We start from the raw sequence: 25,046 nt of genomic DNA, 5'->3' as shown, positions 1-25,046 counted from the left end.
TATCACCGGCCCTGGAGAGTATCATCCATACGCATTACTTCCTGACAACTCATCGCCGGAGAGACGATGAGTTGCAGGATTTCATATGATCAGTCGAGAGCTAACTCAGGTTTATTCGCCATGCGACTGCAATAGTTCTGGTAAATCGCCATCGCTAACAGCGAGAAGAAGACAGGGCCGCCAATCATCCACAATGTGCTGTCCCAGTCTCCGGCTTCAACCACAGGCTGAATAATGGTGAAGACGTTCGCAAATGTCACCACCAGAACGACAACCACCGTCGCAATCATTGCCGACATACGCGTTTTGAAAATCACAAATGGTCTGTCGAGATCCTGACGTGCTTTAAAGAATGGGAAAGCCAGCGCGAGGAACAGGTAAGAAAGCGTCATAGACACGTTCGCCATCAGCGTCAGCTTGTTAAAGAACGCCGATGCGGTACCGCCACCAAACGAAACCAGCAGGATGAAGACAGTAACCAACCCGCACTGCATCCACATGGCGATAGACGGCATCCCCATCGCATTCAGGCGCGTCATCGGTTCCGGCCACAACGCTTTCGGCGTCCCCTGGATGATGGCTTTCAGCGGTGAATAGCAAAGCGTAAAGAACGCACCGGTATAAGCGAGGAACATCGAAAGTCCGGTAATACGCGCAAACCATACGCCCAGCGACAATGACGCTTCAGGTGACAAATGCAGTGCGTTACCCAGCGTCACCCCGAGGCTCTTCATCAGCACATAGGTAATATTGCCAAGGTTAACGGAACCATTACTTAATACCTGCTGCCAGTTTGTGCTGACGCCCCATAAAAATATTGCCAGCGAATAACCGATTGAAATAACAATAGCGGCAAAAACAATACCTTTGGCAAAGTTCTTTTCTGGATTTTCCGTTTTATCGGCCAGACCACCAACCGCTTCAATTCCGCCATAGGCAAAAATAGCAAATACCACAAACGATAGCATTGCCAGACCGGACTGATAACCCGGGTTCGGTGATGCAAGGAAATTAATATCCTGCGCGAAATGCCCACCATTTAATAACAAAATAGTAATGCTTACTAACAGCAATACTAAATTCAGACACATTACTGCAATACCGCCCACCGCAGTAATGCGGGCAATTTTATTAATCCCCTTAGAAGCAACGACGGTGACCAGAATCATCCATGCCACTGCCAGCAGACCAACCACCTGCGTAGGCTCCAGTCCGGCAATACGCCAGTGCTGGGTCATGTCGCTACCATAGAGGAATGTTGAGAACGGTACCCAAACTTTCGCGGAGGTACTCACCATCCAGATGATATAAGAGGAAAACCACATAAACGTACCAATGAAGGCAAAACGTGGTCCGACACTATTATTCATCCAGGAATAGATACCACCTTCTTCTTTGCGATAAGCAGCTCCCATTTCAGCCATCATTAAGGCGAATGGAATAAAGAATAACAATGCAGAAAATATATAAAAGGGAATCGCACTATAACCCATTAAGTAATAAGCCGATGGGCTATTGGCAAATCCAAATACGGAAGTAAAGATCATCAATATGAGTCCTATCAGACTCATCTTTTTTATCGTGTGAGGCATGAAACCATCCTTCATTTCAGCGCGTGTATAAAACGCGCCCACTGAACTGCACTGCCCAACATTGAGCGGGCAGCGTAAAAACCAATACAGAATTGATACCTGGATGATATCAAATATCCAGTCTTAAATTGTGGCCTTTAGCGGAAAAATGAAAACATATGCTACAGAATGGCGCTTATCACGCCATTCTTCGCTGTTAATTCAGTAATTTTTCAGAATTATGCCCGGTCAACGCTAAAGGCGATGACTTCAGCCAGTGTCTCCGCACCCAGCGCCAACATCACCAGACGATCAACGCCTAATGCCACGCCGGAACAGTCAGGCATACCGACTTTCAAGGCTTCAATCAGATTCTGGTCAATGGGGTGCTGCGGCAAACCGCGCGCCGCGCGCTTACGGTTATCTTGTTCAAAGCGTTGTTGCTGCTCACGGGCATCCGTCAATTCATGGAAACCATTCGCCAGCTCAATACCTTTATAATAAACCTCAAAGCGTTCAGCGACCCGATGATCTTCGGTACTGATTTGCGCCAGTGATGCCTGGCTGGCTGGAAAGTGGTACACAAAGGTCGGTTTTTCTTTACCAATATTTGGCTCTACACCAAAGGTAAACAGCAATTGTAGCAACGTGTCGCGGTCTTCTTCGGTATCTGCAACGTTGCTCAAATCCAGTTTCGCTGCCACTTCCCGCAGTTGCGTTTTGTCGGCAGAGAGCGGGTCAATTTCCAGATAACGTAAGAAAGCTTGTTGATAAGAAAGGCTTTCTGCTGCCGGGCAGTCCAGTACCTGTTGTAAGAGGTCGTCCACCTCGTTCATCAACCGGTACATATCATAGTGCGGTCGATACCACTCAAGCATAGTGAACTCAGGGTTGTGATAACGCCCCATCTCTTCATTACGGAAGCTGCGGCACAGCTGGAATACCGGCCCACAACCAGCAACCAGCAGGCGTTTCATATGGTATTCCGGGCTGGTCATTAACCAGAGATTCATCCCCTGCGAATGCCCGGGGCCAACGAAACGTGTCTCAAACGGGACCAAATGAATATCGGTTACCGTCGCCTGGCTCATACAAGGCGTCTCCACCTCCAGCACTCCACGATCGGCAAAGAAACGACGGATCTCCGCCATAATCGCCGCGCGTTTTAATAAGTTAGGAATGGATGCGCTCGGCTGCCAGGATGCCGTTTCGCTCATAGTTAAATCTCCAGTTTTTGACAAGGGCACGAAGTCTACTCGCAACGCGACGGCGAGACAAATTTTACGCAGGAATCAAACAACGGTGGGCAGTGACTAAAAAAAGCACGATCTGATGGTTTAGTAATTAAATTAATCATCTTCAGTGATAATTTAGCCCTCTTGCGCACTAAAAAAATCGATCTCGTCAAATTTCAGACTTATCCATCAGACTATACTGTTGTACCTATAAAGGAGCAGTGGAATAGCGTTCGCAGACCGTAACTTTCAGGCACTTACCCTGAAGTACGGGGCTGTGGGATAAAAACAATCTGGAGGAATGTCGTGCAAACCTTTCAAGCCGATCTTGCCATTGTAGGCGCCGGTGGCGCGGGATTACGTGCTGCAATTGCTGCCGCGCAGGCAAATCCAAATGCAAAAATCGCACTAATCTCAAAAGTATACCCGATGCGTAGCCATACCGTTGCTGCAGAAGGGGGCTCCGCCGCTGTCGCGCAGGATCATGACAGCTTCGAATATCACTTTCACGATACAGTAGCGGGTGGCGACTGGTTGTGTGAGCAGGATGTCGTGGATTATTTCGTCCACCACTGCCCAACCGAAATGACCCAACTGGAACTGTGGGGGTGCCCATGGAGCCGTCGCCCGGATGGTAGCGTCAACGTACGTCGCTTCGGCGGCATGAAAATCGAGCGTACCTGGTTCGCCGCCGATAAGACCGGCTTCCATATGCTGCACACGCTGTTCCAGACCTCTCTGCAATTCCCGCAGATCCAGCGTTTTGACGAACATTTCGTGCTGGATATTCTGGTTGATGATGGTCATGTTCGCGGCCTGGTAGCAATGAACATGATGGAAGGCACGCTGGTGCAGATCCGTGCTAACGCGGTCGTTATGGCTACTGGCGGTGCGGGTCGCGTTTATCGTTACAACACCAACGGTGGCATCGTTACCGGTGACGGTATGGGTATGGCGCTAAGCCACGGCGTTCCGCTGCGTGACATGGAATTCGTTCAGTATCACCCAACCGGTCTGCCAGGTTCCGGTATCCTGATGACCGAAGGCTGCCGCGGTGAAGGTGGTATTCTGGTCAACAAAAATGGCTACCGTTATCTGCAAGATTACGGCATGGGCCCGGAAACTCCGCTGGGCGAGCCGAAAAACAAATATATGGAACTGGGTCCACGCGACAAAGTCTCTCAGGCCTTCTGGCACGAATGGCGTAAAGGCAACACCATCTCCACGCCGCGTGGCGATGTGGTTTATCTCGACCTGCGTCACCTCGGCGAGAAAAAACTGCATGAACGTCTGCCGTTCATCTGCGAACTGGCGAAAGCGTACGTTGGCGTCGATCCGGTTAAAGAACCGATTCCGGTACGTCCGACCGCACACTACACCATGGGCGGTATCGAAACCGATCAGAACTGTGAAACCCGCATTAAAGGTCTGTTCGCCGTGGGTGAATGTTCCTCTGTTGGTCTGCACGGTGCAAACCGTCTGGGCTCCAACTCCCTGGCGGAACTGGTGGTCTTCGGTCGTCTGGCCGGTGAACAAGCGACAGAGCGTGCAGCAACTGCCGGTAATGGCAACGAAGCGGCAATTGAAGCGCAGGCAGCTGGCGTTGAACAACGTCTGAAAGATCTGGTTAACCAGGATGGCGGCGAAAACTGGGCGAAGATCCGCGACGAAATGGGCCTGGCAATGGAAGAAGGTTGCGGTATCTACCGTACGCCGGAACTGATGCAGAAAACCATCGACAAGCTGGCAGAGCTGCAGGAACGCTTCAAGCGCGTGCGCATCACCGACACTTCCAGCGTGTTCAACACCGACCTGCTCTACACCATTGAACTGGGCCACGGTCTGAACGTTGCTGAATGTATGGCGCACTCCGCAATGGCACGTAAAGAGTCCCGCGGCGCACACCAGCGTCTGGACGAAGGTTGCACCGAGCGTGACGACGTCAACTTCCTCAAACACACCCTCGCCTTCCGCGATGCTGATGGCACGACTCGCCTGGAGTACAGCGACGTGAAGATTACTACGCTGCCGCCAGCTAAACGCGTTTACGGTGGCGAAGCGGATGCAGCCGATAAGGCGGAAGCAGCCAATAAGAAGGAGAAGGCGAATGGCTGAGATGAAAAACCTGAAAATTGAGGTGGTGCGCTATAACCCGGAAGTCGATACCGCACCGCATAGCGCATTCTATGAAGTGCCTTATGACGCAACTACCTCATTACTGGATGCGCTGGGCTACATCAAAGACAACCTGGCACCGGACCTGAGCTACCGCTGGTCCTGCCGTATGGCGATTTGTGGTTCCTGCGGCATGATGGTTAACAACGTGCCAAAACTGGCATGTAAAACCTTCCTGCGTGATTACACCGACGGTATGAAGGTTGAAGCGCTAGCTAACTTCCCGATTGAACGCGATCTGGTGGTCGATATGACCCACTTCATCGAAAGTCTGGAAGCGATCAAACCGTACATCATCGGCAACTCCCGCACCGCGGATCAGGGTACTAACATCCAGACCCCGGCGCAGATGGCGAAGTATCACCAGTTCTCCGGTTGCATCAACTGTGGTCTGTGCTACGCCGCGTGCCCGCAGTTTGGCCTGAACCCAGAGTTCATCGGTCCGGCTGCCATTACGCTGGCGCATCGTTATAACGAAGATAGCCGCGACCACGGTAAGAAGGAGCGTATGGCGCAGTTGAACAGCCAGAACGGCGTATGGAGCTGTACTTTCGTGGGCTACTGCTCCGAAGTCTGCCCGAAACACGTCGATCCGGCTGCGGCCATTCAGCAGGGCAAAGTAGAAAGTTCGAAAGACTTTCTTATCGCGACCCTGAAACCACGCTAAGGAGTGCAACATGACGACTAAACGTAAACCGTATGTACGGCCAATGACGTCCATCTGGTGGAAAAAATTGCCGTTTTATCGCTTTTACATGCTGCGCGAAGGCACGGCGGTTCCGGCTGTGTGGTTCAGCATTGAACTGATTTTCGGGCTGTTTGCCCTGAAAAATGGCCCGGAAGCCTGGGCGGGATTCGTCGACTTTTTACAAAACCCGGTTATTGTGATCATTAACCTGATCACTCTGGCGGCAGCTCTGCTGCACACCAAAACCTGGTTTGAACTGGCACCGAAAGCGGCCAATATCATTGTAAAAGACGAAAAAATGGGACCAGAGCCAATTATCAAAAGTCTCTGGGCGGTAACTGTAGTTGCCACCATCGTAATCCTGTTTGTTGCCCTGTACTGGTAAGGAGCCTGAGATGATTAATCCAAATCCAAAGCGTTCTGACGAACCGGTATTCTGGGGCCTCTTCGGGGCCGGTGGTATGTGGAGCGCAATTATTGCGCCGGTGATGATCCTGCTGGTGGGTATTCTGCTGCCACTGGGGCTGTTTCCGGGTGATGCACTGAGCTACGAGCGCGTTCTGGCGTTCGCGCAGAGCTTCATTGGTCGCGTATTCCTGTTCCTGATGATCGTTCTGCCGCTGTGGTGTGGTTTACACCGTATGCACCACGCGATGCACGATCTGAAAATCCACGTACCTGCGGGCAAATGGGTTTTCTACGGTCTGGCTGCTATCCTGACAGTTGTCACGCTGATTGGTGTCGTTACAATCTAACGCATCGCCAATGTAAATCCGGCCCGCCTATGGCGGGCCGTTTTGTATGGAAACCAGACCCTATGTTCAAAACGACGCTCTGCGCCTTATTAATTACCGCCTCTTGCTCCACATTTGCTGCCCCCCAAAAAATCAACGATATTGTGCATCGCACAATTACCCCGCTTATAGAGCAACAAAAGATCCCGGGTATGGCGGTGGCGGTAATTTATCAGGGTAAACCTTATTACTTTACCTGGGGCTATGCGGACATCGCCAAAAAGCAGCCCGTCACACAGCAAACGTTGTTTGAGTTAGGTTCGGTCAGCAAAACATTTACGGGCGTGCTTGGTGGCGACGCTATTGCTCGAGGGGAAATCAAGTTAAGCGATCCCGCAACAAAATACTGGCCTGAACTTACCGCTAAACAGTGGAACGGGATCACGCTATTACATCTCGCAACCTACACCGCTGGCGGCCTGCCATTGCAGGTGCCGGATGAGGTGAAATCCTCAAGCGACTTGCTGCGCTTCTATCAAAACTGGCAGCCTGCATGGGCGCCAGGAACACAACGTCTGTATGCCAACTCCAGTATCGGTTTGTTCGGCGCACTGGCTGTGAAGCCGTCTGGTTTGAGTTTTGAGCAGGCGATGCAAACTCGTGTCTTCCAGCCACTCAAACTCAACCATACGTGGATTAATGTACCGCCCGCAGAAGAAAAGAATTACGCCTGGGGATATCGCGAAGGTAAGGCAGTGCATGTTTCGCCAGGGGCGTTAGATGCTGAAGCTTATGGTGTGAAGTCGACCATTGAAGATATGGCCCGCTGGGTGCAAATCAATTTAAAACCCCTTGATATCAATGAGAAAACACTTCAACAAGGGATACAACTGGCACAATCTCGCTACTGGCAAACCGGCGATATGTATCAGGGTCTGGGCTGGGAAATGCTGGACTGGCCGGTAAATCCTGACATCATCGTTAACGGCAGTGACAATAAAATTGCACTGGCAGCACGCCCCGTAAAAGCGATTACGCCCCCAACTCCTGCAGTACGCGCATCATGGGTACATAAAACGGGGGCGACCGGCGGATTTGGTAGCTATGTCGCGTTTATTCCAGAAAAAGAGCTGGGTATCGTGATGCTGGCTAACAAAAACTATCCCAATCCAGCGAGAGTCGCCGCCGCCTGGCAGATTCTCAACGCTCTGCAGTAAAATTTCATCGGGTCCGAATTTTCGGACCTTTTCTCCGCTTTTCCTTGCTGTCATCTACACTTAGAAAAAAACCAGTAAGGAAACATTTATGCGCCTGCTCCCTCTCGTTGCCGCAGCGACAGCTGCATTTCTGGTCGTTGCCTGCAGTTCTCCTACGCCGCCGCGTGGCGTGACCGTAGTGAATAATTTCGACGCTAAACGCTATCTCGGTACCTGGTATGAGATTGCCCGTTTTGATCACCGCTTTGAACGTGGACTGGAAAAAGTCACCGCAACATACAGCCTGAGGGATGATGGCGGCCTGAATGTCATTAATAAAGGCTATAACCCTGACAGAGAAATGTGGCAGCAGAGTGAAGGGAAAGCGTACTTTACCGGCGCACCAACTCGCGCTGCGCTGAAAGTGTCATTCTTTGGTCCTTTCTATGGCGGTTATAACGTTATTGCACTCGATCGGGAATACCGCCATGCGCTGGTTTGCGGCCCGGACCGCGACTACCTGTGGATACTCTCCCGCACGCCAACCATTTCTGACGAAGTGAAACAGGAGATGCTGGCAGTCGCGACCCGGGAAGGGTTTGATGTCAGTAAGTTTATTTGGGTACAGCAGCCCGGTAGTTAGTGAGTGCTGAGTTTCAGACCAATAATCCCCAATACGATTAACGCCAGACTCGCCAGACGCATCGGATTAGCGGACTCACCGAGCAGCACAATGCCGGTGATGGCCGCGCCGACTGCGCCAATACCCGTCCACACGGCATAAGCCGTCCCTACTGGTAACGATTTCATCGCCCAGGCAAGTAGCGCCATACTGACAATCATCGCCGTCACGGTAATAACACTCGGCGTCAAACGACTAAAGCCGTGGGTATATTTCAGGCCAACGGCCCATACCACTTCCAGCAGACCAGCAATAACTAAGATAATCCAGGACATATCAGGCTCCGGAGAATTGGGGCCGTCCCCGGTGAAAAGAGGCGTTTGCAGGTCGTCCTGCAAAGCTGATGGTTGAACGGATATTTTGCCAGGTGGCAGAGGAATTTCAACTATTACCTTTGTGACTATCGCAAAAAAACAAACGGCACGACACAGCTGTCGTACCGTTATTGCTTATTGCTATTGCTGCGCTTTCGTTGCTGCGCCAGAAATCGCGTTACCGCCATCAGAAATGTCTTCACCAACGCCACGCGTGGTGTTGCAGGCAGTTAATACTGTTGAAAGCACCAGAACAGAAAAGATCGCTGCAATTGTCTTCTTCACCATAACGTCTTCCTTTTAGGTAATGTTATTTATGTTTGCCTATAGCAAATTAATAATAGACAACATCGCCAAAAATGATGGAAATCTGATGATTTTTCGGAAGAGAAGAAAAATTAGCTGGCAGCGCGGGAGATGGAGTTGCCGAGATGTTTGATATCTTCGCCGAAACCGCGAGCGGTGTTACAGCCCGTGAGCAGCGTGCTGGCAAGCAAAACAAGAACGATAAGGCGTTTCATCATCTCTGACCTGAATAAGTGATGGTGCAGCCTGCAGGCCGCACCACAACCGCATTACTTCACGCGAGAGACGTATTCACCAGAGCGGGTATCCACTTTGATGACTTCGCCGATTTGTACGAACAGCGGAACTTTAACCACAGCGCCAGTAGACAGGGTAGCCGGTTTGCCGCCAGTACCTGCGGTATCACCTTTCAGGCCCGGATCGGTATCAACGATTTCCAGTTCAACGAAGTTCGGCGGAGTAACGGAGATCGGCTGACCATTCCACAGAGTTACGATACACTCTGCCTGATCCAGCAGCCATTTCGCGTTGTCGCCAATTGCTTTTGCATCAGCAGACAGCTGCTCGAAAGTTTCGTTGTTCATGAAGTGCCAGAACTCACCGTCGTTGTACAGGTAAGTCAGGTTCATATCGACAACATCAGCGCCTTCAGCGGAGTCAGTAGATTTGAAGGTTTTTTCTACGCGAGTACCGGTCAGCAGACGACGCAGTTTAACGCGAGCAAATGCCTGGCCTTTACCCGGTTTTACGAATTCACTCGCTTCAACCGCGTAAGGTTCGCCGTCTAACATGATTTTAAGACCAGCACGAAAATCGTTGCTATAGTACGTTGCCATAAGGCCCTCTGAAATTTGTTAATTGGTAGCTAAGCCACAAAATGGCGCATATTGTAACCCTAAATACCCCATCCAGAGAAGATTGGTTAACGCAACTTGCCGATGTTGTGACCGATCCTGATGAACTTCTGCGTCTTTTGAATATAGACGCGGACGAAAAACTGTTGGCCGGACGCAACGCCAAAAAGCTGTTTGCCCTGCGTGTGCCCCGCTCATTTATCGATCGCATGGAGAAAGGCAATCCGGACGATCCGCTTTTGCGTCAGGTAATTACCTCGCAAGATGAGTTTGCCATCGCGCCCGGATTCTCCACCGACCCGCTGGAAGAACAGCACAGCGTAGTGCCTGGTTTGTTGCATAAATACCACAACCGGGCGCTTTTGCTGGTCAAAGGCGGCTGCGCGGTAAATTGCCGTTATTGCTTCCGTCGCCACTTCCCTTATGCAGAAAATCAGGGCAACAAGCGTAACTGGCAAACTGCACTTGAGTATGTTGCTGCGCATCCGGAACTGGACGAGATGATTTTCTCCGGCGGCGATCCGCTGATGGCGAAAGATCACGAGCTGGACTGGTTGCTCACACAACTGGAAGCCATCCCGCATATCAAACGTCTGCGGATTCACAGTCGTCTGCCGATTGTGATCCCGGCACGCATCACAGATGCGCTGGTTGAACGCTTTTCACATTCTACGCTGCAAATCTTGCTGGTGAATCACATCAACCATGCCAATGAGATAGATGAAACATTCCGTCAGGCGATGGCTAAGTTGCGCCGGGCGGGCGTTACTTTGCTGAACCAGAGCGTTCTGTTACGTGGTGTGAACGATAACGCACAAACGCTGGCAAACCTGAGTAATGCGTTGTTCGATGCCGGCGTGATGCCGTATTACCTGCATGTGCTCGATAAAGTACAGGGCGCGGCGCATTTTATGGTGAGTGATGACGAAGCACGGCAGATTATGCGTGAGTTGCTGACACTGGTGTCGGGATATCTGGTGCCGAAACTGGCGCGAGAAATTGGCGGCGAACCCAGCAAAACGCCGCTGGATCTCCAGCTACGCCAGCAGTAACTGATTAAACAGGGAAGTTTAATCTTTGCACGTTGCATAACCTTTAATTATTCATATGCATTGCTGTTGTTGCTCTTTATATAACTAACATCAATAATTAACCTTTCTTTTCTGTTTATATAGAGTGAGTACGGCTGTTTATGTTATTTTAACAACTATTACTACCAAGCCCATTTATCTGGCTTATAAATTAAAATTAATTATTTAATTGAGAAATGGTTAGGGAGAACCTACATGGCCATAAGCATCAAGGGTGTTAATACCGGTGTTATTCGCAAGAGTAATAATTTCATTGTACTGGCGCTGAAAATTAAAGAACCTCGCAATAAAGAATCGTTGTTCTTTATGTCTGTCATGGAACTGCGCGACCTGCTGATTGCGCTGGAAAGTCGTCTGCATCAAAAGCATAAACTGGATGCTGCTGCACGCCTTCAGTATGAGCAAGCTCGCGATAAAGTCATTAAGAAAATGGCAGAAAATATCCCAGAAATTCTGGTTGATGAGCTTAAAAATGCCGATATTAATCGTCGGGTTAACACGCTGGAACTTACCGATAATCAAGGCGAAAATCTTACCTTCGTATTAACGCTACATGACGGTAGCAAATGTGAGTTAGTCGTCAATGAGTTGCAGATTGAAATGCTGGCGCGAGCAATCATTCATGCAATTAATAATGCGGAAATGCGTGAACTGGCATTACGTATTACCTCACTGTTAGATTTCCTGCCGTTATACGACGTTGACTGCCAGCAAAATGGCAATCTGGAATATGACACCTATTCCCAACCGGAATGGAAACATAACTTGTTCGACCATTATCTGGCGGTGCTTTACCGCTTTAAAGATGAAAGTGGCAAAGAACAATTTAGCGGCGCAGTGGTGAAAACGCGTGAAGCAACGCCGGGTAAAGAAATAGAGGCGATCACTCGCCGAATGCTTGATTTCAGCCCACGACTGAAAAAACTCGCGGGTGTGCCATGTCAGGTCTATGTTCGCACCGTAGCGGCGAATAACGCCCAACCGCTAACCCAGGATCAATGCTTACGCGCGCTGCATCATTTACGTGTTCAATCCACCAGCAAAACTGCACCACAGGCGAAATAATCTCATCTTTGCTAATGCGAGGCTGGAGCCATCCAGCCTGAAATGACTGATAACGTGATCGTTGGTCATGCCGGATGCGGCGTAAACGCCTTATCCGGCCTACAAATTCTCAAGCATTCAATCAGTTGCAATGCCTTATGTAGGCCTGATAAGCGAAGCGCATCTGGCAATTATACGTTTGTCACCATCACATCAGTTCGGGCACTTATATACCTGGCCGATAATCTGGCTATCCGTCGGGACAAAACTGGACAACATTCCCTGCGACGGGCTGCTGATGCCATAAATCACGTTACCGCCCATTGCAGCCGCCTGGTTGCGCAGATCGTTTGCTGCGCCGCGCATAGAACCGCCTTCTTCTCCGTGTTGCCCGGAAAGCCAGTTGCTTTGCTTACCTGTCGCAGTACCAATCAGCTGGCACTCTGCGCCTGGCTGCTCGTCCACAATGCGTACACTCTGACCGGCAGCACTCAATTCGTTGCTGGAGCTACAACCCGCCATCAGTAGCGCGGCACCGACAATCCCTGCTAAGTATTTTACGTGCATGTTATTCCCCATAATCAATGAGCTGGACGCCACTCGCGTCGTCCGTGTCTGAATCTTATACTAGAAAGATGACCAAAAGAAAAACCCCCAGACATTTCTGCCCGGGGGTTTGTTTATTTCTGCGAGGTGCAGGGCAATTACATCATGCCGCCCATGCCACCCATGCCGCCCATACCGCCAGCAGCGCCTAAGTCAGCTGCATCGTTTTTCGGCAGGTCGGTAACCATGCATTCGGTGGTGATCATCAGGCCAGCCACAGAAGCCGCGTACTGCAGAGCAGAACGGGTTACTTTGGTTGGATCCAGGATACCCATGTCGATCATGTTGCCGTATTCTTCGGTTGCTGCGTTGTAACCGTAGTTGCCGTCGCCGCCTTTAACGGTGTTAGCAACAACAGACGGTTCTTCGCCGCAGTTCAGGACGATCTGACGCAGCGGAGCTTCCATTGCACGCAGTGCAACTTTGATACCCACGTTCTGGTCTTCGTTCTGACCACGCAGGTCAGCCAGTTTAGACGCTACGCGGATCAGCGCAACACCACCACCAGCAACCACGCCTTCTTCTACCGCAGCACGGGTCGCGTGCAGGGCGTCTTCAACGCGTGCTTTTTTCTCTTTCATTTCAACTTCGGTAGCAGCACCTACTTTGATAACTGCAACGCCGCCTGCCAGTTTCGCTACGCGCTCCTGCAGTTTTTCACGGTCGTAGTCAGAAGTTGCTTCTTCAATCTGCTGACGGATCTGAGCAACACGGCCCTGGATTGCAGCTTCTTCACCCACGCCATCGATGATAGTGGTGGTGTCTTTGTTGATCACAACACGTTTAGCCTGACCCAGGTCTTCCAGGGTTGCTTTTTCCAGCTCCATACCGATCTCTTCAGAGATTACGGTACCGCCAGTCAGGGTTGCGATATCCTGCAGCATAGCTTTACGACGATCGCCGAAGCCCGGAGCTTTAACTGCAGCAACTTTCACGATGCCACGCATGGTGTTAACAACCAGAGTTGCCAGCGCTTCGCCTTCTACATCTTCAGCGATGATCAGCAGCGGTTTGCCTGCTTTGGCAACGGCTTCCAGAACCGGCAGCATTTCGCGGATGTTGGAGATTTTCTTGTCAGCCAGCAGGATGAACGGGCTTTCCAGTTCTACTGCGCCAGTTTCCGGCTTGTTGATGAAGTAAGGAGACAGGTAGCCACGGTCGAACTGCATACCTTCAACCACGTCCAGTTCGTCCTGCAGACCGGTACCGTCTTCAACGGTGATAACGCCTTCTTTACCGACTTTGTCCATCGCTTCAGCGATCAGTTTACCTACGGTTTCGTCGGAGTTAGCGGAGATAGTACCAACCTGAGCAATCGCTTTAGAGTCAGAGCACGGTACGGACAGCGCTTTCAGTTCTTCAACTGCAGCGGTAACAGCTTTGTCGATACCACGTTTCAGGTCCATCGGGTTCATGCCCGCAGCAACAGCTTTCAGACCTTCAGTGATGATAGCCTGAGCCAGTACGGTTGCAGTGGTGGTACCGTCGCCTGCAGCGTCGTTCGCTTTGGAGGCAACTTCTTTCACCATCTGCGCACCCATGTTTTCGAACTTGTCTTCCAGTTCGATTTCACGAGCAACGGAAACACCATCTTTGGTGATGGTCGGTGCACCGAAAGATTTATCCAGAACTACGTTACGGCCTTTCGGACCGAGGGTAACTTTCACTGCATCTGCCAGTACGTTTACGCCGCGCAGCATTTTCACACGAGCGTCGTTACCGAATTTTACGTCTTTAGCTGCCATTATCTTTATTCCTTAAATTCGTATGTTCAGTGTCGTGCGAGGATTACGCTTCAACAATTGCCAGAATGTCGCTTTCGGACATGATCAACACTTCTTCATTGTCGATCTTCTCGGATTTCACACCGTAGCCATCGTTGAAAATAACGATGTCGCCAACTTTCACGTCCAGCGGCTTCACTTCGCCATTTTCAAGGATACGGCCATTGCCGACAGCCAGCACTTCGCCGCGGGTGGATTTAGCCGCTGCAGAACCGGTCAGAACGATGCCGCCAGCAGATTTAGTTTCAACTTCTTTACGCTTGACGATCACGCGATCATGCAATGGACGAATATTCATTGATAACTCTCCTTTGAGAAAGTCCGTATCTGTTATGGGTGACGCCGGAGCTTACGTGGTTTCCCGGCTGGTGACCAGAGAAATGGGGATGAGGCTTCGCCCCTTCAAGGGGGAAAAAGAAAAAAAATTCTGATCAGCACAAAATCGGGTGAAAACCCTGATTCACCTCACATTTCATCGCAATTTCTTCATCGCCGTCATAAGCGAATCTGATTGTGCTACCATCGAAAATCTACGCAGTTGCCCAAAATTTGGGCGCAATCGGACATCAACCCATGAGTGGACTCAAACAAGAACTGGGGCTGGCCCAGGGCATTGGCCTGCTATCGACGTCATTATTAGGCACTGGCGTGTTTGCCGTTCCTGCGTTAGCTGCACTGGTAGCAGGCAATAACAGCCTATGGGCGTGGCCCGTTTTGATTATCTTAGTGTTCCCGATTGCGATTGTGTTTGCGATTCTGGGTCGCCACTATCCCAGCGCAGGCGGCGTCGCGCACTTCGTCGGTATGGCGTTTGGTTCGCGGCTTGAGCGAGTCACCGGCTGGCTGTTTTTATCAGTCATTCCCGTGGGTTTGCCTGCCGCGCTACAAATTGCAGCCGGATTCGGCCAGGCGATGTTTGGCTGGCATAGCTGGCAACTGTTGTTGGCAGAACTCGGTACGCTGGCGTTGGTGTGGTATATCGGTACTCGTGGTGCCAGTTCCAGTGCAAATCTACAAACCGTTATTGCCGGACTTATCGTCGCACTGATTGTCGCTATCTGGTGGGCGGGCGATATCAAACCTGCGAGTATCCCCTTCCCCGCGCCAGGAAATATCGAACTTACCGGGTTATTTGCTGCGTTATCAGTGATGTTCTGGTGTTTTGTCGGTCTTGAAGCATTTGCCCATCTTGCCTCGGAATTTAAAAATCCAGAACGTGATTTTCCTCGTGCTTTGATGATTGGTCTGCTGCTGGCAGGATTAGTCTACTGGGGCTGTACGGTAGTCGTCTTACACTTCGACGCCTATGGTGAACAAATGGCCGCGGCAGCATCGCTTCCAAAAATTGTAGTGCAACTGTTCGGTGTAGGAGCGTTATGGATTGCCTGCGTAATTGGCTATCTGGCCTGCTTTGCCAGTCTCAACATTTATATACAGAGCTTCGCCCGCCTGGTCTGGTCGCAGGCGCAACATAATCCTGACCACTACCTGGCACGCCTCTCTTCTCGCCATATCCCGAATAATGCCCTCAATGCGGTGCTCGGCTGCTGTGTGGTGAGCACGTTGGTGATTCATGCTTTAGAGATCAATCTGGACGCTCTTATTATTTATGCCAATGGCATCTTTATTATGATTTATCTGTTATGCATGCTGGCAGGCTGTAAATTATTGCAAGGACGTTATCGACTACTGGCGGTGGTTGGCGGGCTGTTATGCGTTCTGTTACTGGCAATGGTCGGCTGGAAAAGTCTCTATGCGCTGATCATGCTGGCGGGGTTATGGCTGTTTCTGCCAAAACGAAAAACGCCGGAAAATGGCATAACCACATAATCCGGCGTTTCGACATTAATCCTGGCGATCGTCTTTATGATCAAGGCGGTCGCGGTCATCATCCTTTCGCTGGTACTCACCATCAAAAGTATTACCGCCACCGGTCCCGGCGCTAAAACCGCCGCCTGGCATGCGAGAAAAACGCAAATGTGGCATCAACTTCACTGTCAGATGCTTTTGCACCGGCGGCAATAAAAGCAGAAGACCGAGGAAGTCGGTAAAAAAGCCCGGTAATAAAAGCAGCAAACCGGCAATGATCAGCGAAACACTTTTAATCATCTCCGCCGCTGGGTTTTCACCCGCCGCCATTTTTTGCTGCATCAGCACGAAATTCTTAAAGCCCTGGTTACGTACCAGTGACATACCGATAACTGACGTGAATATAACCAGCACGAGGGTCAACAATACCCCCAATACATGGGCAACCTGAATAAAGATTGAAATCTCAATATAGACATAAAGGAAAATGGCAATAAAAGGTAACCAGCGCAAAGGTTTCTCCTGTAATAGCAGCCGGTTAAACCCGGCTACCTGAATGGGTTGCGAATCGCGTTCAGCTTATATTGTGGTCATTAGCAAAATTTCAAGATGTTTGCGCAACTATTTTTGGTAGTAATCCCAAAGCGGTGATCTATTTCACAAATTAATAATTAAGGGGTAAAAACCGACACTTAAAGTGATCCAGATTACGGTAGAAATCCTCAAGCAGCATATGATCTCGGGTATTCGGTCGATGCAGGGGATAATCGTCGGTCGAAAAACATTCGAAACCACATATATTCTGTGTGTTTAAAGCAAATCATTGGCAGCTTGAAAAAGAAGGTTCACATGTCAAACAACATTCGTATCGAAGAAGATCTGTTGGGTACCAGGGAAGTTCCAGCTGATGCCTACTATGGTGTTCACACTCTGAGAGCGATTGAAAACTTCTATATCAGCAACAACAAAATCAGTGATATTCCTGAATTTGTTCGCGGTATGGTAATGGTTAAAAAAGCCGCAGCTATGGCAAACAAAGAGCTGCAAACCATTCCTAAAAGTGTAGCGAATGCCATCATTGCCGCATGTGATGAAGTCCTGAACAACGGAAAATGCATGGATCAGTTCCCGGTAGACGTCTACCAGGGCGGCGCAGGTACTTCCGTAAACATGAACACCAACGAAGTGCTGGCCAATATCGGTCTGGAACTGATGGGTCACCAGAAAGGTGAATATCAGTACCTGAACCCGAACGACCATGTTAACAAATGTCAGTCCACTAACGACGCCTACCCGACCGGTTTCCGTATCGCAGTTTACTCTTCCCTGATTAAGCTGGTAGATGCGATTAACCAACTGCGTGAAGGCTTTGAACGTAAAGCTGTCGAATTCCAGGACATCCTGAAAATGGGTCGTACCCAGCTGCAGGACGCAGTACCGATGACCCTCGGTCAGGAATTCCGCGCTTTCAGCATCCTGCTGAAAGAAGAAGTGAAAAACATCCAACGTACCGCTGAACTGCTGCTGGAAGTTAACCTTGGCGCAACAGCAATCGGTACTGGTCTGAACACGCCGAAAGAGTACTCTCCGCTGGCAGTGAAAAAACTGGCTGAAGTTACTGGCTTCCCATGCGTACCGGCAGAAGACCTGATCGAAGCGACCTCTGACTGCGGCGCTTATGTTATGGTTCACGGCGCGCTGAAACGCCTGGCTGTGAAGATGTCCAAAATCTGTAACGACCTGCGCTTGCTCTCTTCTGGTCCACGTGCCGGCCTGAACGAGATCAACCTGCCGGAACTGCAGGCGGGCTCTTCCATCATGCCAGCTAAAGTAAACCCGGTTGTTCCGGAAGTGGTTAACCAGGTATGCTTCAAAGTCATCGGTAACGACACCACTGTTACCATGGCAGCAGAAGCAGGTCAGCTGCAGTTGAACGTTATGGAGCCGGTCATTGGCCAGGCTATGTTCGAATCCGTTCACATTCTGACCAACGCTTGCTACAACCTTCTGGAAAAATGCATTAACGGCATCACTGCTAACAAAGAAGTGTGCGAAGGTTACGTTTACAACTCTATCGGTATCGTTACTTACCTGAACCCGTTCATCGGTCACCACAACGGTGACATCGTGGGTAAAATCTGTGCCGAAACCGGTAAGAGTGTACGTGAAGTCGTTCTGGAACGCGGTCTGTTGACTGAAGCGGAACTTGACGATATTTTCTCCGTACAGAATCTGATGCACCCGGCTTACAAAGCAAAACGCTATACTGATGAAAGCGAACAGTAATCGTACAGGGTAGTACAAATAAAAAAGGCACGTCAGATGACGTGCCTTTTTTCTTGTGAGCAGTAACTTAAAAATAACAATCTAATATCAACTTGTTAAAAAACAAGGAAGGCTAATATGCTAGTTGTAGAACTCATCATAGTTTTGCTGGCGATCTTCTTGGGCGCCAGATTGGGGGGAATAGGTATTGGTTTTGCAGGCGGATTGGGGGTGCTGGTTCTTGCCGCTATTGGCGTTAAACCCGGTAACATCCCGTTCGATGTCATTTCCATTATCATGGCGGTTATCGCCGCTATTTCTGCCATGCAGGTTGCTGGCGGTCTGGACTATCTGGTTCATCAGACAGAAAAGCTGCTGCGCCGTAACCCGAAATACATCACGATCCTCGCACCGATCGTGACCTATTTCCTGACTATCTTTGCTGGTACTGGCAACATCTCTCTGGCGACACTGCCAGTTATCGCTGAAGTTGCGAAGGAACAAGGCGTTAAACCTTGCCGTCCGCTGTCTACTGCAGTGGTATCCGCGCAGATTGCGATCACCGCATCGCCAATCTCAGCGGCAGTGGTTTACATGTCTTCCGTGATGGAAGGTCATGGCATCAGCTACCTCCATCTGCTCTCCGTGGTCATCCCGTCCACCCTGCTGGCGGTTCTGGTGATGTCCTTCCTGGTCACTATGCTGTTCAACTCCAAACTCTCTGACGATCCGATTTATCGCAAGCGTCTGGAAGAGGGCCTGGTTGAACTGCGCGGTGAAAAGCAGATTGAAATCAAATCCGGTGCAAAAACGTCCGTCTGGCTGTTCCTGCTGGGCGTAGTTGGCGTGGTTATCTATGCAATCATCAACAGCCCAAGCATGGGTCTGGTTGAAAAACCGCTGATGAACACCACCAACGCAATCCTGATCATCATGCTCAGCGTTGCAACTCTGACCACCGTTATCTGTAAAGTCGATACCGACAACATCCTCAACTCCAGCACCTTCAAAGCAGGTATGAGCGCCTGTATTTGTATCCTGGGTGTTGCGTGGCTGGGCGATACTTTCGTTTCCAACAACATCGACTGGATCAAAGATACCGCTGGTGAAGTGATTCAGGGTCATCCGTGGCTGCTGGCCGTCATCTTCTTCTTTGCTTCTGCTCTGCTGTACTCTCAGGCTGCAACCGCAAAAGCACTGATGCCGATGGCTCTGGCACTGAACGTTTCTCCGCTGACCGCTGTTGCTTCTTTCGCTGCGGTGTCTGGTCTGTTCATTCTGCCGACCTACCCGACGCTGGTTGCTGCGGTACAGATGGATGACACGGGAACTACCCGTATCGGTAAATTCGTCTTCAACCATCCGTTCTTCATCCCGGGTACTCTGGGTGTTGCCCTGGCCGTTTGCTTCGGCTTCGTGCTGGGTAGCTTCATGCTGTAATGACCAATCGCGGGGCGTTCACGCCCCGCTTTCTTTCCCGCCGACTAACATCCTTCCCCCGTCCGTTGTATAGTGACCTCTCTCTTGCGGTTCCATCTGTTCTTGCGAGGTGTTTATGCTTGATGAAAAAAGTTCGAATACCGCGTCTGTCGTGGTGCTATGTACCGCACCGGATGAAGCGACAGCCCAGGATTTAGCCGCCAAAGTGCTGGCGGAAAAACTGGCGGCCTGCGCGACCTTGATCCCCGGCGCTACCTCTCTCTATTACTGGGAAGGTAAGCTGGAGCAAGAATACGAAGTGCAGATGATTTTAAAAACTACCGTATCTCACCAGCAGGCACTGCTGGAATGCCTGAAGTCTCATCATCCATATCAAACCCCGGAACTTCTGGTTTTACCTGTTACACACGGAGACACAGATTACCTCTCATGGCTCAACGCATCTTTACGCTGATCCTGCTACTTTGCAGCACTTCCGTTTTTGCCGGATTATTCGACGCGCCGGGACGTTCACAATTTGTCCCCGCGGATCAAGCCTTTGCTTTTGATTTTCAGCAAAACCAACATGACCTTAATCTGACCTGGCAGATCAAAGACGGTTACTACCTCTACCGTAAACAGATCCGCATTACGCCGGAACACGCGAAAATTGCCGACGTGCAGCTGCCGCAAGGCGTCTGGCATGAAGATGAGTTTTACGGCAAAAGCGAGATTTACCGCGATCGGCTGACGCTTCCCGTAACCATCAACCAGGCGAGTGCGGGAGCGACGTTAACTGTCACCTACCAGGGCTGTGCTGATGCCGGTTTCTGTTATCCGCCAGAAACCAAAACCGTTCCGTTAAGCGAAGTGGTCGCCAACAACGCAGCGTCACAGCCTGTGTCTGTTCCGCAGCAAGAGCAGCCCACCGCGCAATTGCCCTTTTCCGCGCTCTGGGCGTTGTTGATCGGTATTGGTATCGCCTTTACGCCATGCGTGCTGCCAATGTACCCACTGATTTCTGGCATCGTGCTGGGTGGTAAACAGCGGCTCTCCACTGCCAGAGCATTGTTGCTGACCTTTATTTATGTGCAGGGGATGGCACTGACTTACACGGCGCTGGGTCTGGTAGTTGCCGCCGCAGGGTTACAGTTCCAGGCGGCGCTACAGCACCCATACGTGCTCATTGGCCTCGCCATCGTCTTTACCTTGCTGGCGATGTCAATGTTTGGCTTGTTTACTCTACAACTCCCCTCCTCGCTGCAAACGCGCCTCACGCTGATGAGCAATCGCCAACAGGGCGGCTCACCCGGCGGAGTGTTTATTATGGGGGCGATTGCCGGACTGATCTGTTCACCATGCACCACCGCACCGCTTAGCGCGATTCTGCTGTATATCGCCCAAAGCGGGAACATGTGGCTGGGCGGCGGCACGCTTTATCTCTATGCGTTGGGCATGGGCCTGCCGCTGATGTTAATTACCGTCTTTGGTAACCGCTTGCTGCCGAAAAGCGGCCCGTGGATGGAACAAGTCAAAACCGCGTTTGGTTTTGTGATCCTCGCACTGCCGGTCTTCCTGCTGGAGCGAGTGATTGGTGATATATGGGGATTACGCTTGTGGTCGGCGCTGGGTGTCGCATTCTTTGGCTGGGCCTTTATCACCAGCCTACAGGCCAAACGCGGCTGGATGCACGTGGTGCAAATAATCCTGCTTGCAGCGGCATTGGTTAGCGTGCGCCCACTTCAGGATTGGGCATTTGGTGCGACGCATACCGCGCAAACTCAGACGCATCTCAACTTTACACAAATCAAAACGGTAGATGAGTTAAATCAGGCGCTCGTTGAAGCCAAAGGCAAACCGGTGATGTTAGATCTTTATGCCGACTGGTGCGTCGCCTGTAAAGAGTTTGAGAAATACACCTTCAGCGACCCGCAGGTGCAAAAAGCGTTAGCAGACACGGTCTTACTTCAGGCCAACGTCACGGCCAACGACGCACAAGATGTGGCGCTGTTAAAGCATCTTAATGTCCTTGGCCTACCGACAATTCTCTTTTTTGACGGACAAGGCCAGGAGCATCCACAAGCACGCGTCACGGGCTTTATGGATGCTGAAACCTTCAGCGCACATTTGCGCGATCGCCAACCGTGAACGACACTTGCAGTGGGAAAGACGGAGGAAAATAGCGTGCAACGTGAAGATGTACTGGGAGAAGCCCTGAAATTATTAGAATTACAAGGGATTGCCAACACCACGCTGGAGATGGTTGCTGAACGTGTGGATTATCCACTGGACGAGCTGCGCCGCTTCTGGCCAGACAAAGAGGCAATCCTCTACGATGCGCTGCGTTATCTTAGCCAACAGATAGATGTCTGGCGTCGTCAGCTGATGCTGGACGAAACGCAAACCGCCGAACAAAAGCTGCTGGCACGTTATCAGGCGTTATCGGAGTGCGTTAAAAACAACCGCTATCCGGGCTGTCTATTTATCGCTGCCTGTACGTTTTATCCCGATCCTGGCCACCCTATTCATCAACTGGCCGATCAGCAAAAAAGCGCGGCCTACGATTTCACCCACGAACTGTTAACCACGCTGGAAGTTGACGATCCGGCGATGGTAGCAAAGCAGATGGAACTGGTGCTGGAAGGCTGTTTAAGCCGAATGCTGGTGAATCGTAGCCAGGCGGATGTCGACACTGCACATCGGCTGGCGGAAGATATCCTGCGCTTCGCCCGCTGCCGCCAGGGTGGCGCATTGACCTGACAGAAACACAGAAAAGAAGCGATTTGCCGCAATCTTAAGCAGTTGAATCGCTTTTACTGAAATTAGGTTGACGAGATGTGCAGATTACGGTTTAATGCGCCCCGTTGCCCGGATAGCTCAGTCGGTAGAGCAGGGGATTGAAAATCCCCGTGTCCTTGGTTCGATTCCGAGTCCGGGCACCAAATTCATATAAACGGACCTCCACGGAGGTCCGTTTTTCGTTTCAGGACGCCACGATTTAAGCATTCTGCCTCCAAATCAATTCTACCGAACTCAACCAGATTCTCCCCACATCACCAGCAATTTGCGGGCATATCCCAATTCGGGAAAATTTGTTCCTGAGCGATAGCACTAACTGACGTGAAATGTCGTGCGACCCCGTGATGCTGTTGAACGTCAAATGACGTCATCAGGAGCGTAACGCATCCATAAAGCACAACACCGGTCTGAACGGCGACTGATGAGATTTTCTGAATGAGAACAAAGAGAAATGTATCAGTCCGCTTGCTCATGCAAAGACTAACAATCCATTAAAATAGTAAGCGCTCCGGACAATTTTCCATGGATTATTTTCTGAACATTTTTCTTTGGCAAAGATGATGAATTTTGATGGTAAGGAATATTACTTCTGGTTCTCAGTAAAATCCTTTCGTAATACCATGTAATCAAGAAGTTTATGGCTGGTAAAAATAACGTCTTGCATTCACCAATAATATGTAAATAAACCCATCTATAGATGGTAAAAATAGGTTGTGGCAATTATCATTGCATCATTCCCTTTTCGAATGAGTTTCTATTATGCAACAACCTGTAGTTCGCGTTGGCGAATGGCTTGTTACTCCGTCCATAAACCAAATTAGCCGCAATGGGCGTCAACTTACCATTGAGCCGAGATTAATCGACCTTCTGGTTTTCTTTGCTCAACACAGTGGCGAAGTACTTAGCAGGGATGAACTTATCGATAATGTCTGGAAGAGAAGTATTGTCACCAATCACGTTGTGACGCAGAGTATCTCAGAACTACGTAAGTCATTAAAAGATAATGATGAAGATAGTCCTGTCTATATCGCTACTGTACCAAAGCGCGGCTATAAATTAATGGTGCCGGTTATCTGGTACAGCGAAGAAGAGGGAGAGGAAATAATGCTATCTTCGCCTCCCCCTATACCAGAGGCGGTTCCTGCCACAGATTCTCCCTCCCACAGTCTTAACATTCAAAACACCGCAACGCCACCTGAACAATCCCCAGTTAAAAGCAAACGATTCACTACCTTTTGGGTATGGTTTTTTTTCCTGTTGTCCTTAGGTATCTGTGTAGCACTGGTAGCGTTTTCAAGTCTTGATACACGTCTTCCGATGAGCAAATCGCGTATTTTGCTCAATCCACGCGATATTGACATTAATATGGTAAATAAAAGTTGTAACAGCTGGAGTTCCCCGTATCAGCTCTCTTACGCGATAGGCGTGGGTGATTTGGTGGCGACATCACTTAACACCTTTTCCACCTTTATGGTGCATGACAAAATCAACTACAACATTGATGAACCGAGCAGTTCCGGTAAAACATTATCTATTGCGTTTGTTAATCAGCGCCAATACCGTGCTCAACAATGCTTTATGTCGATAAAATTGGTAGACAATGCAGATGGTTCAACCATGCTGGATAAACGTTATGTCATCACTAACGGTAATCAGCTGGCGATTCAAAATGATTTACTGGAGAGTTTATCAAAAGCGTTAAACCAACCGTGGCCACAACGAATGCAGGAGACACTCCAGCAAATTTTGCCTCATCGTGGTGCGTTATTAACTAATTTTTATCAGGCACATGATTATTTACTGCATGGCGATGATAAATCATTGAACCGTGCCAGTGAATTATTAGGTGAGATTGTTCAATCATCCCCAGAATTTACCTACGCGAGAGCAGAAAAAGCATTAGTTGATATCGTGCGCCATTCTCAACATCCTTTAGATGAAAAACAATTAGCAGCACTGAACACAGAAATAGATAACATTGTTACACTACCGGAATTGAATAACCTGTCCATTATATATCAAATAAAAGCGGTCAGTGCTCTGGTAAAAGGTAAAACAGATGAGTCTTACCAGGCGATAAATACTGGCATTGATCTTGAAATGTCCTGGCTAAATTATGTATTGCTTGGCAAGGTTTATGAAATGAAGGGGATGAACCGGGAAGCGGCTGATGCATATCTCACCGCCTTTAATTTACGCCCAGGGGCAAACACCCTTTACTGGATTGAAAATGGTATATTCCAGACTTCTGTTCCTTATGTTGTACCTTATCTCGACAAATTTCTCGCTTCAGAATAAGTAACCCCCGGGTTGATTCATGATCGGGAATATTTGTTGTTGAGTTTTTGTATGTTCCTGTTGGTATAATATGTTGCGGCAATTTATTTGCCGCATAATTTGGTAATGACTCCAACTTATTGATAGTGTTTTATGTTCAGATAATGCCCGATGACTTTGTCATGCAGCTCCACCGA

Annotated in this window: 26 protein-coding genes, 1 tRNA gene and 1 pseudogene; 17 read left to right on the top strand and 11 right to left on the bottom strand. The window is 49.8% G+C overall.

What is annotated here, in order from left to right; genetic code table 11:
• Positions 1–89 precede the first annotated feature (89 nt).
• Together yjeM and epmA are read right to left on the bottom strand one after the other, a co-directional pair.
• The gene (gene yjeM / locus OQV04_RS16150) at positions 90–1,592 is read right to left on the bottom strand and encodes a glutamate/gamma-aminobutyrate family transporter YjeM (RefSeq protein ID WP_274446481.1); all 1,503 of its coding nucleotides are present in this window, start codon (positions 1,590–1,592) and stop codon (positions 90–92) included.
• A gap of 218 nt (positions 1,593–1,810) precedes the next feature.
• Positions 1,811–2,788 (bottom strand): elongation factor P--(R)-beta-lysine ligase, encoded by a 978-nt coding sequence (gene epmA / locus OQV04_RS16145; RefSeq protein WP_000004771.1) that lies wholly within the window; start codon positions 2,786–2,788, stop codon positions 1,811–1,813.
• Between the two features lie 324 nt (positions 2,789–3,112).
• On the opposite strand from epmA, the gene frdA reads away from it, so the two are divergent.
• The 6 genes from frdA to blc all read left to right on the top strand — a co-directional run bounded on the left by frdA (position 3,113) and on the right by blc (position 8,242).
• Positions 3,113–4,921, top strand: a complete 1,809-nt coding sequence (frdA, locus tag OQV04_RS16140; RefSeq protein ID WP_001192973.1) for a fumarate reductase (quinol) flavoprotein subunit — start codon at positions 3,113–3,115, stop codon at positions 4,919–4,921.
• Positions 4,914–5,648, top strand: coding sequence for a fumarate reductase iron-sulfur protein (gene frdB / locus OQV04_RS16135; RefSeq protein ID WP_000829498.1), 735 nt, complete (start codon positions 4,914–4,916; stop codon positions 5,646–5,648). Before frdA ends, frdB begins: the two co-directional genes overlap by 8 nt.
• Before the next feature lie 10 nt (positions 5,649–5,658).
• Complete coding sequence (gene frdC / locus OQV04_RS16130) at positions 5,659–6,054, top strand: fumarate reductase subunit FrdC (RefSeq protein ID WP_052925174.1); 396 nt, start codon at positions 5,659–5,661, stop codon at positions 6,052–6,054.
• A gap of 10 nt (positions 6,055–6,064) precedes the next feature.
• Entirely contained in the window at positions 6,065–6,424 is a 360-nt protein-coding gene (gene frdD / locus OQV04_RS16125; protein ID WP_000609663.1) for a fumarate reductase subunit FrdD, read from the top strand.
• Between the two features lie 62 nt (positions 6,425–6,486).
• Positions 6,487–7,620, top strand: coding sequence for a BlaEC family class C beta-lactamase (locus OQV04_RS16120; RefSeq protein WP_021578240.1), 1,134 nt, complete (start codon positions 6,487–6,489; stop codon positions 7,618–7,620).
• 88 nt (positions 7,621–7,708) lie between these two features.
• Positions 7,709–8,242, top strand: a complete 534-nt coding sequence (blc, locus tag OQV04_RS16115) for a lipocalin Blc (RefSeq protein WP_001238369.1) — start codon at positions 7,709–7,711, stop codon at positions 8,240–8,242.
• On the opposite strand, the gene sugE is transcribed toward blc, so the two are convergent.
• The 4 genes from sugE to efp form a co-directional block, all read right to left on the bottom strand.
• On the bottom strand, positions 8,239–8,556 hold the full coding sequence (sugE, locus tag OQV04_RS16110; protein ID WP_000118482.1) for a quaternary ammonium compound efflux SMR transporter SugE: 318 nt from the start codon (positions 8,554–8,556) through the stop codon (positions 8,239–8,241). The genes blc and sugE overlap by 4 nt on opposite strands.
• Positions 8,557–8,736: 180 nt before the next feature.
• Positions 8,737–8,883 (bottom strand): lipoprotein toxin entericidin B, encoded by a 147-nt coding sequence (ecnB, locus tag OQV04_RS16105; protein ID WP_000239596.1) that lies wholly within the window; start codon positions 8,881–8,883, stop codon positions 8,737–8,739.
• A 110-nt stretch (positions 8,884–8,993) separates the two neighbouring features.
• Complete coding sequence (gene ecnA / locus OQV04_RS16100) at positions 8,994–9,119, bottom strand: lipoprotein antitoxin entericidin A (RefSeq protein ID WP_000977757.1); 126 nt, start codon at positions 9,117–9,119, stop codon at positions 8,994–8,996.
• A 51-nt stretch (positions 9,120–9,170) separates the two neighbouring features.
• Positions 9,171–9,737 (bottom strand): elongation factor P, encoded by a 567-nt coding sequence (efp, locus tag OQV04_RS16095; protein ID WP_000257278.1) that lies wholly within the window; start codon positions 9,735–9,737, stop codon positions 9,171–9,173.
• A gap of 41 nt (positions 9,738–9,778) precedes the next feature.
• Here efp and epmB point away from each other — a divergent pair, with 41 nt between their 5' ends.
• Positions 9,779–10,807, top strand: a complete 1,029-nt coding sequence (epmB, locus tag OQV04_RS16090) for an EF-P beta-lysylation protein EpmB (protein ID WP_032282031.1) — start codon at positions 9,779–9,781, stop codon at positions 10,805–10,807.
• A gap of 234 nt (positions 10,808–11,041) precedes the next feature.
• Positions 11,042–11,911: a YjeJ family protein gene (locus tag OQV04_RS16085; RefSeq protein WP_032282030.1), complete on the top strand. Its 870-nt coding sequence runs from the start codon at positions 11,042–11,044 to the stop codon at positions 11,909–11,911.
• Between the two features lie 192 nt (positions 11,912–12,103).
• Here the strand turns inward: OQV04_RS16085 and OQV04_RS16080 are convergent, their stop codons facing one another.
• The 3 genes from OQV04_RS16080 to OQV04_RS16070 form a co-directional block, all read right to left on the bottom strand.
• Positions 12,104–12,457: a DUF4156 domain-containing protein gene (locus OQV04_RS16080; RefSeq protein WP_000558209.1), complete on the bottom strand. Its 354-nt coding sequence runs from the start codon at positions 12,455–12,457 to the stop codon at positions 12,104–12,106.
• Positions 12,458–12,594: 137 nt separating this feature from the next.
• Positions 12,595–14,241 (bottom strand): chaperonin GroEL, encoded by a 1,647-nt coding sequence (gene groL / locus OQV04_RS16075; RefSeq protein WP_000729117.1) that lies wholly within the window; start codon positions 14,239–14,241, stop codon positions 12,595–12,597.
• 43 nt (positions 14,242–14,284) lie between these two features.
• The gene (locus OQV04_RS16070) at positions 14,285–14,578 is read right to left on the bottom strand and encodes a co-chaperone GroES (RefSeq protein WP_001026276.1); all 294 of its coding nucleotides are present in this window, start codon (positions 14,576–14,578) and stop codon (positions 14,285–14,287) included.
• Between the two features lie 275 nt (positions 14,579–14,853).
• Here OQV04_RS16070 and yjeH point away from each other — a divergent pair, with 275 nt between their 5' ends.
• The gene (gene yjeH / locus OQV04_RS16065; RefSeq protein ID WP_000015852.1) at positions 14,854–16,110 is read left to right on the top strand and encodes an L-methionine/branched-chain amino acid transporter; all 1,257 of its coding nucleotides are present in this window, start codon (positions 14,854–14,856) and stop codon (positions 16,108–16,110) included.
• A gap of 15 nt (positions 16,111–16,125) precedes the next feature.
• Here yjeH and OQV04_RS16060 read toward each other — a convergent pair whose 3' ends face one another.
• A complete protein-coding gene (locus tag OQV04_RS16060; protein ID WP_001267445.1) occupies positions 16,126–16,602 on the bottom strand; it encodes an FxsA family protein in 477 nt (158 codons plus the stop codon).
• Positions 16,603–16,938: 336 nt separating this feature from the next.
• Here OQV04_RS16060 and aspA point away from each other — a divergent pair, with 336 nt between their 5' ends.
• The 8 genes and pseudogenes from aspA to cadC all read left to right on the top strand — a co-directional run bounded on the left by aspA (position 16,939) and on the right by cadC (position 24,870).
• Entirely contained in the window at positions 16,939–18,375 is a 1,437-nt protein-coding gene (gene aspA / locus OQV04_RS16055; RefSeq protein WP_000069437.1) for an aspartate ammonia-lyase, read from the top strand.
• A 117-nt stretch (positions 18,376–18,492) separates the two neighbouring features.
• On the top strand, positions 18,493–19,794 hold the full coding sequence (gene dcuA / locus OQV04_RS16050; RefSeq protein WP_000961959.1) for an anaerobic C4-dicarboxylate transporter DcuA: 1,302 nt from the start codon (positions 18,493–18,495) through the stop codon (positions 19,792–19,794).
• Positions 19,795–19,909: 115 nt separating this feature from the next.
• Positions 19,910–20,248 carry a divalent cation tolerance protein CutA gene (gene cutA, locus OQV04_RS16045; protein ID WP_000883400.1) on the top strand — a complete coding sequence of 113 codons (339 nt, stop codon included), beginning with the start codon at positions 19,910–19,912 and terminating at the stop codon, positions 20,246–20,248.
• Complete coding sequence (dsbD, locus tag OQV04_RS16040; RefSeq protein ID WP_032282029.1) at positions 20,224–21,921, top strand: protein-disulfide reductase DsbD; 1,698 nt, start codon at positions 20,224–20,226, stop codon at positions 21,919–21,921. Before cutA ends, dsbD begins: the two co-directional genes overlap by 25 nt.
• Before the next feature lie 36 nt (positions 21,922–21,957).
• Positions 21,958–22,533 carry a transcriptional regulator gene (locus tag OQV04_RS16035; RefSeq protein ID WP_001188520.1) on the top strand — a complete coding sequence of 192 codons (576 nt, stop codon included), beginning with the start codon at positions 21,958–21,960 and terminating at the stop codon, positions 22,531–22,533.
• A gap of 106 nt (positions 22,534–22,639) precedes the next feature.
• Positions 22,640–22,715: transfer RNA gene (locus OQV04_RS16030), tRNA-Phe, on the top strand.
• Between the two features lie 197 nt (positions 22,716–22,912).
• Positions 22,913–23,072, top strand: a pseudogene (locus tag OQV04_RS16025) (tyrosine-type recombinase/integrase); the annotation flags it as partial.
• A gap of 259 nt (positions 23,073–23,331) precedes the next feature.
• Complete coding sequence (gene cadC, locus OQV04_RS16020; protein ID WP_101969296.1) at positions 23,332–24,870, top strand: lysine decarboxylation/transport transcriptional activator CadC; 1,539 nt, start codon at positions 23,332–23,334, stop codon at positions 24,868–24,870.
• Positions 24,871–24,986: 116 nt separating this feature from the next.
• Here cadC and OQV04_RS25115 read toward each other — a convergent pair.
• Positions 24,987–25,046 (bottom strand): IS1 family transposase (locus OQV04_RS25115; RefSeq protein WP_071528444.1); only part of this gene is annotated, 60 nt, incomplete at its 5' end.

This window comes from Escherichia sp. Lx600-2, assembly GCF_036662595.1.
GTDB lineage: Bacteria > Pseudomonadota > Gammaproteobacteria > Enterobacterales > Enterobacteriaceae > Escherichia > Escherichia coli.
This window is presented reverse-complemented; position numbering and strand designations above follow the sequence as displayed.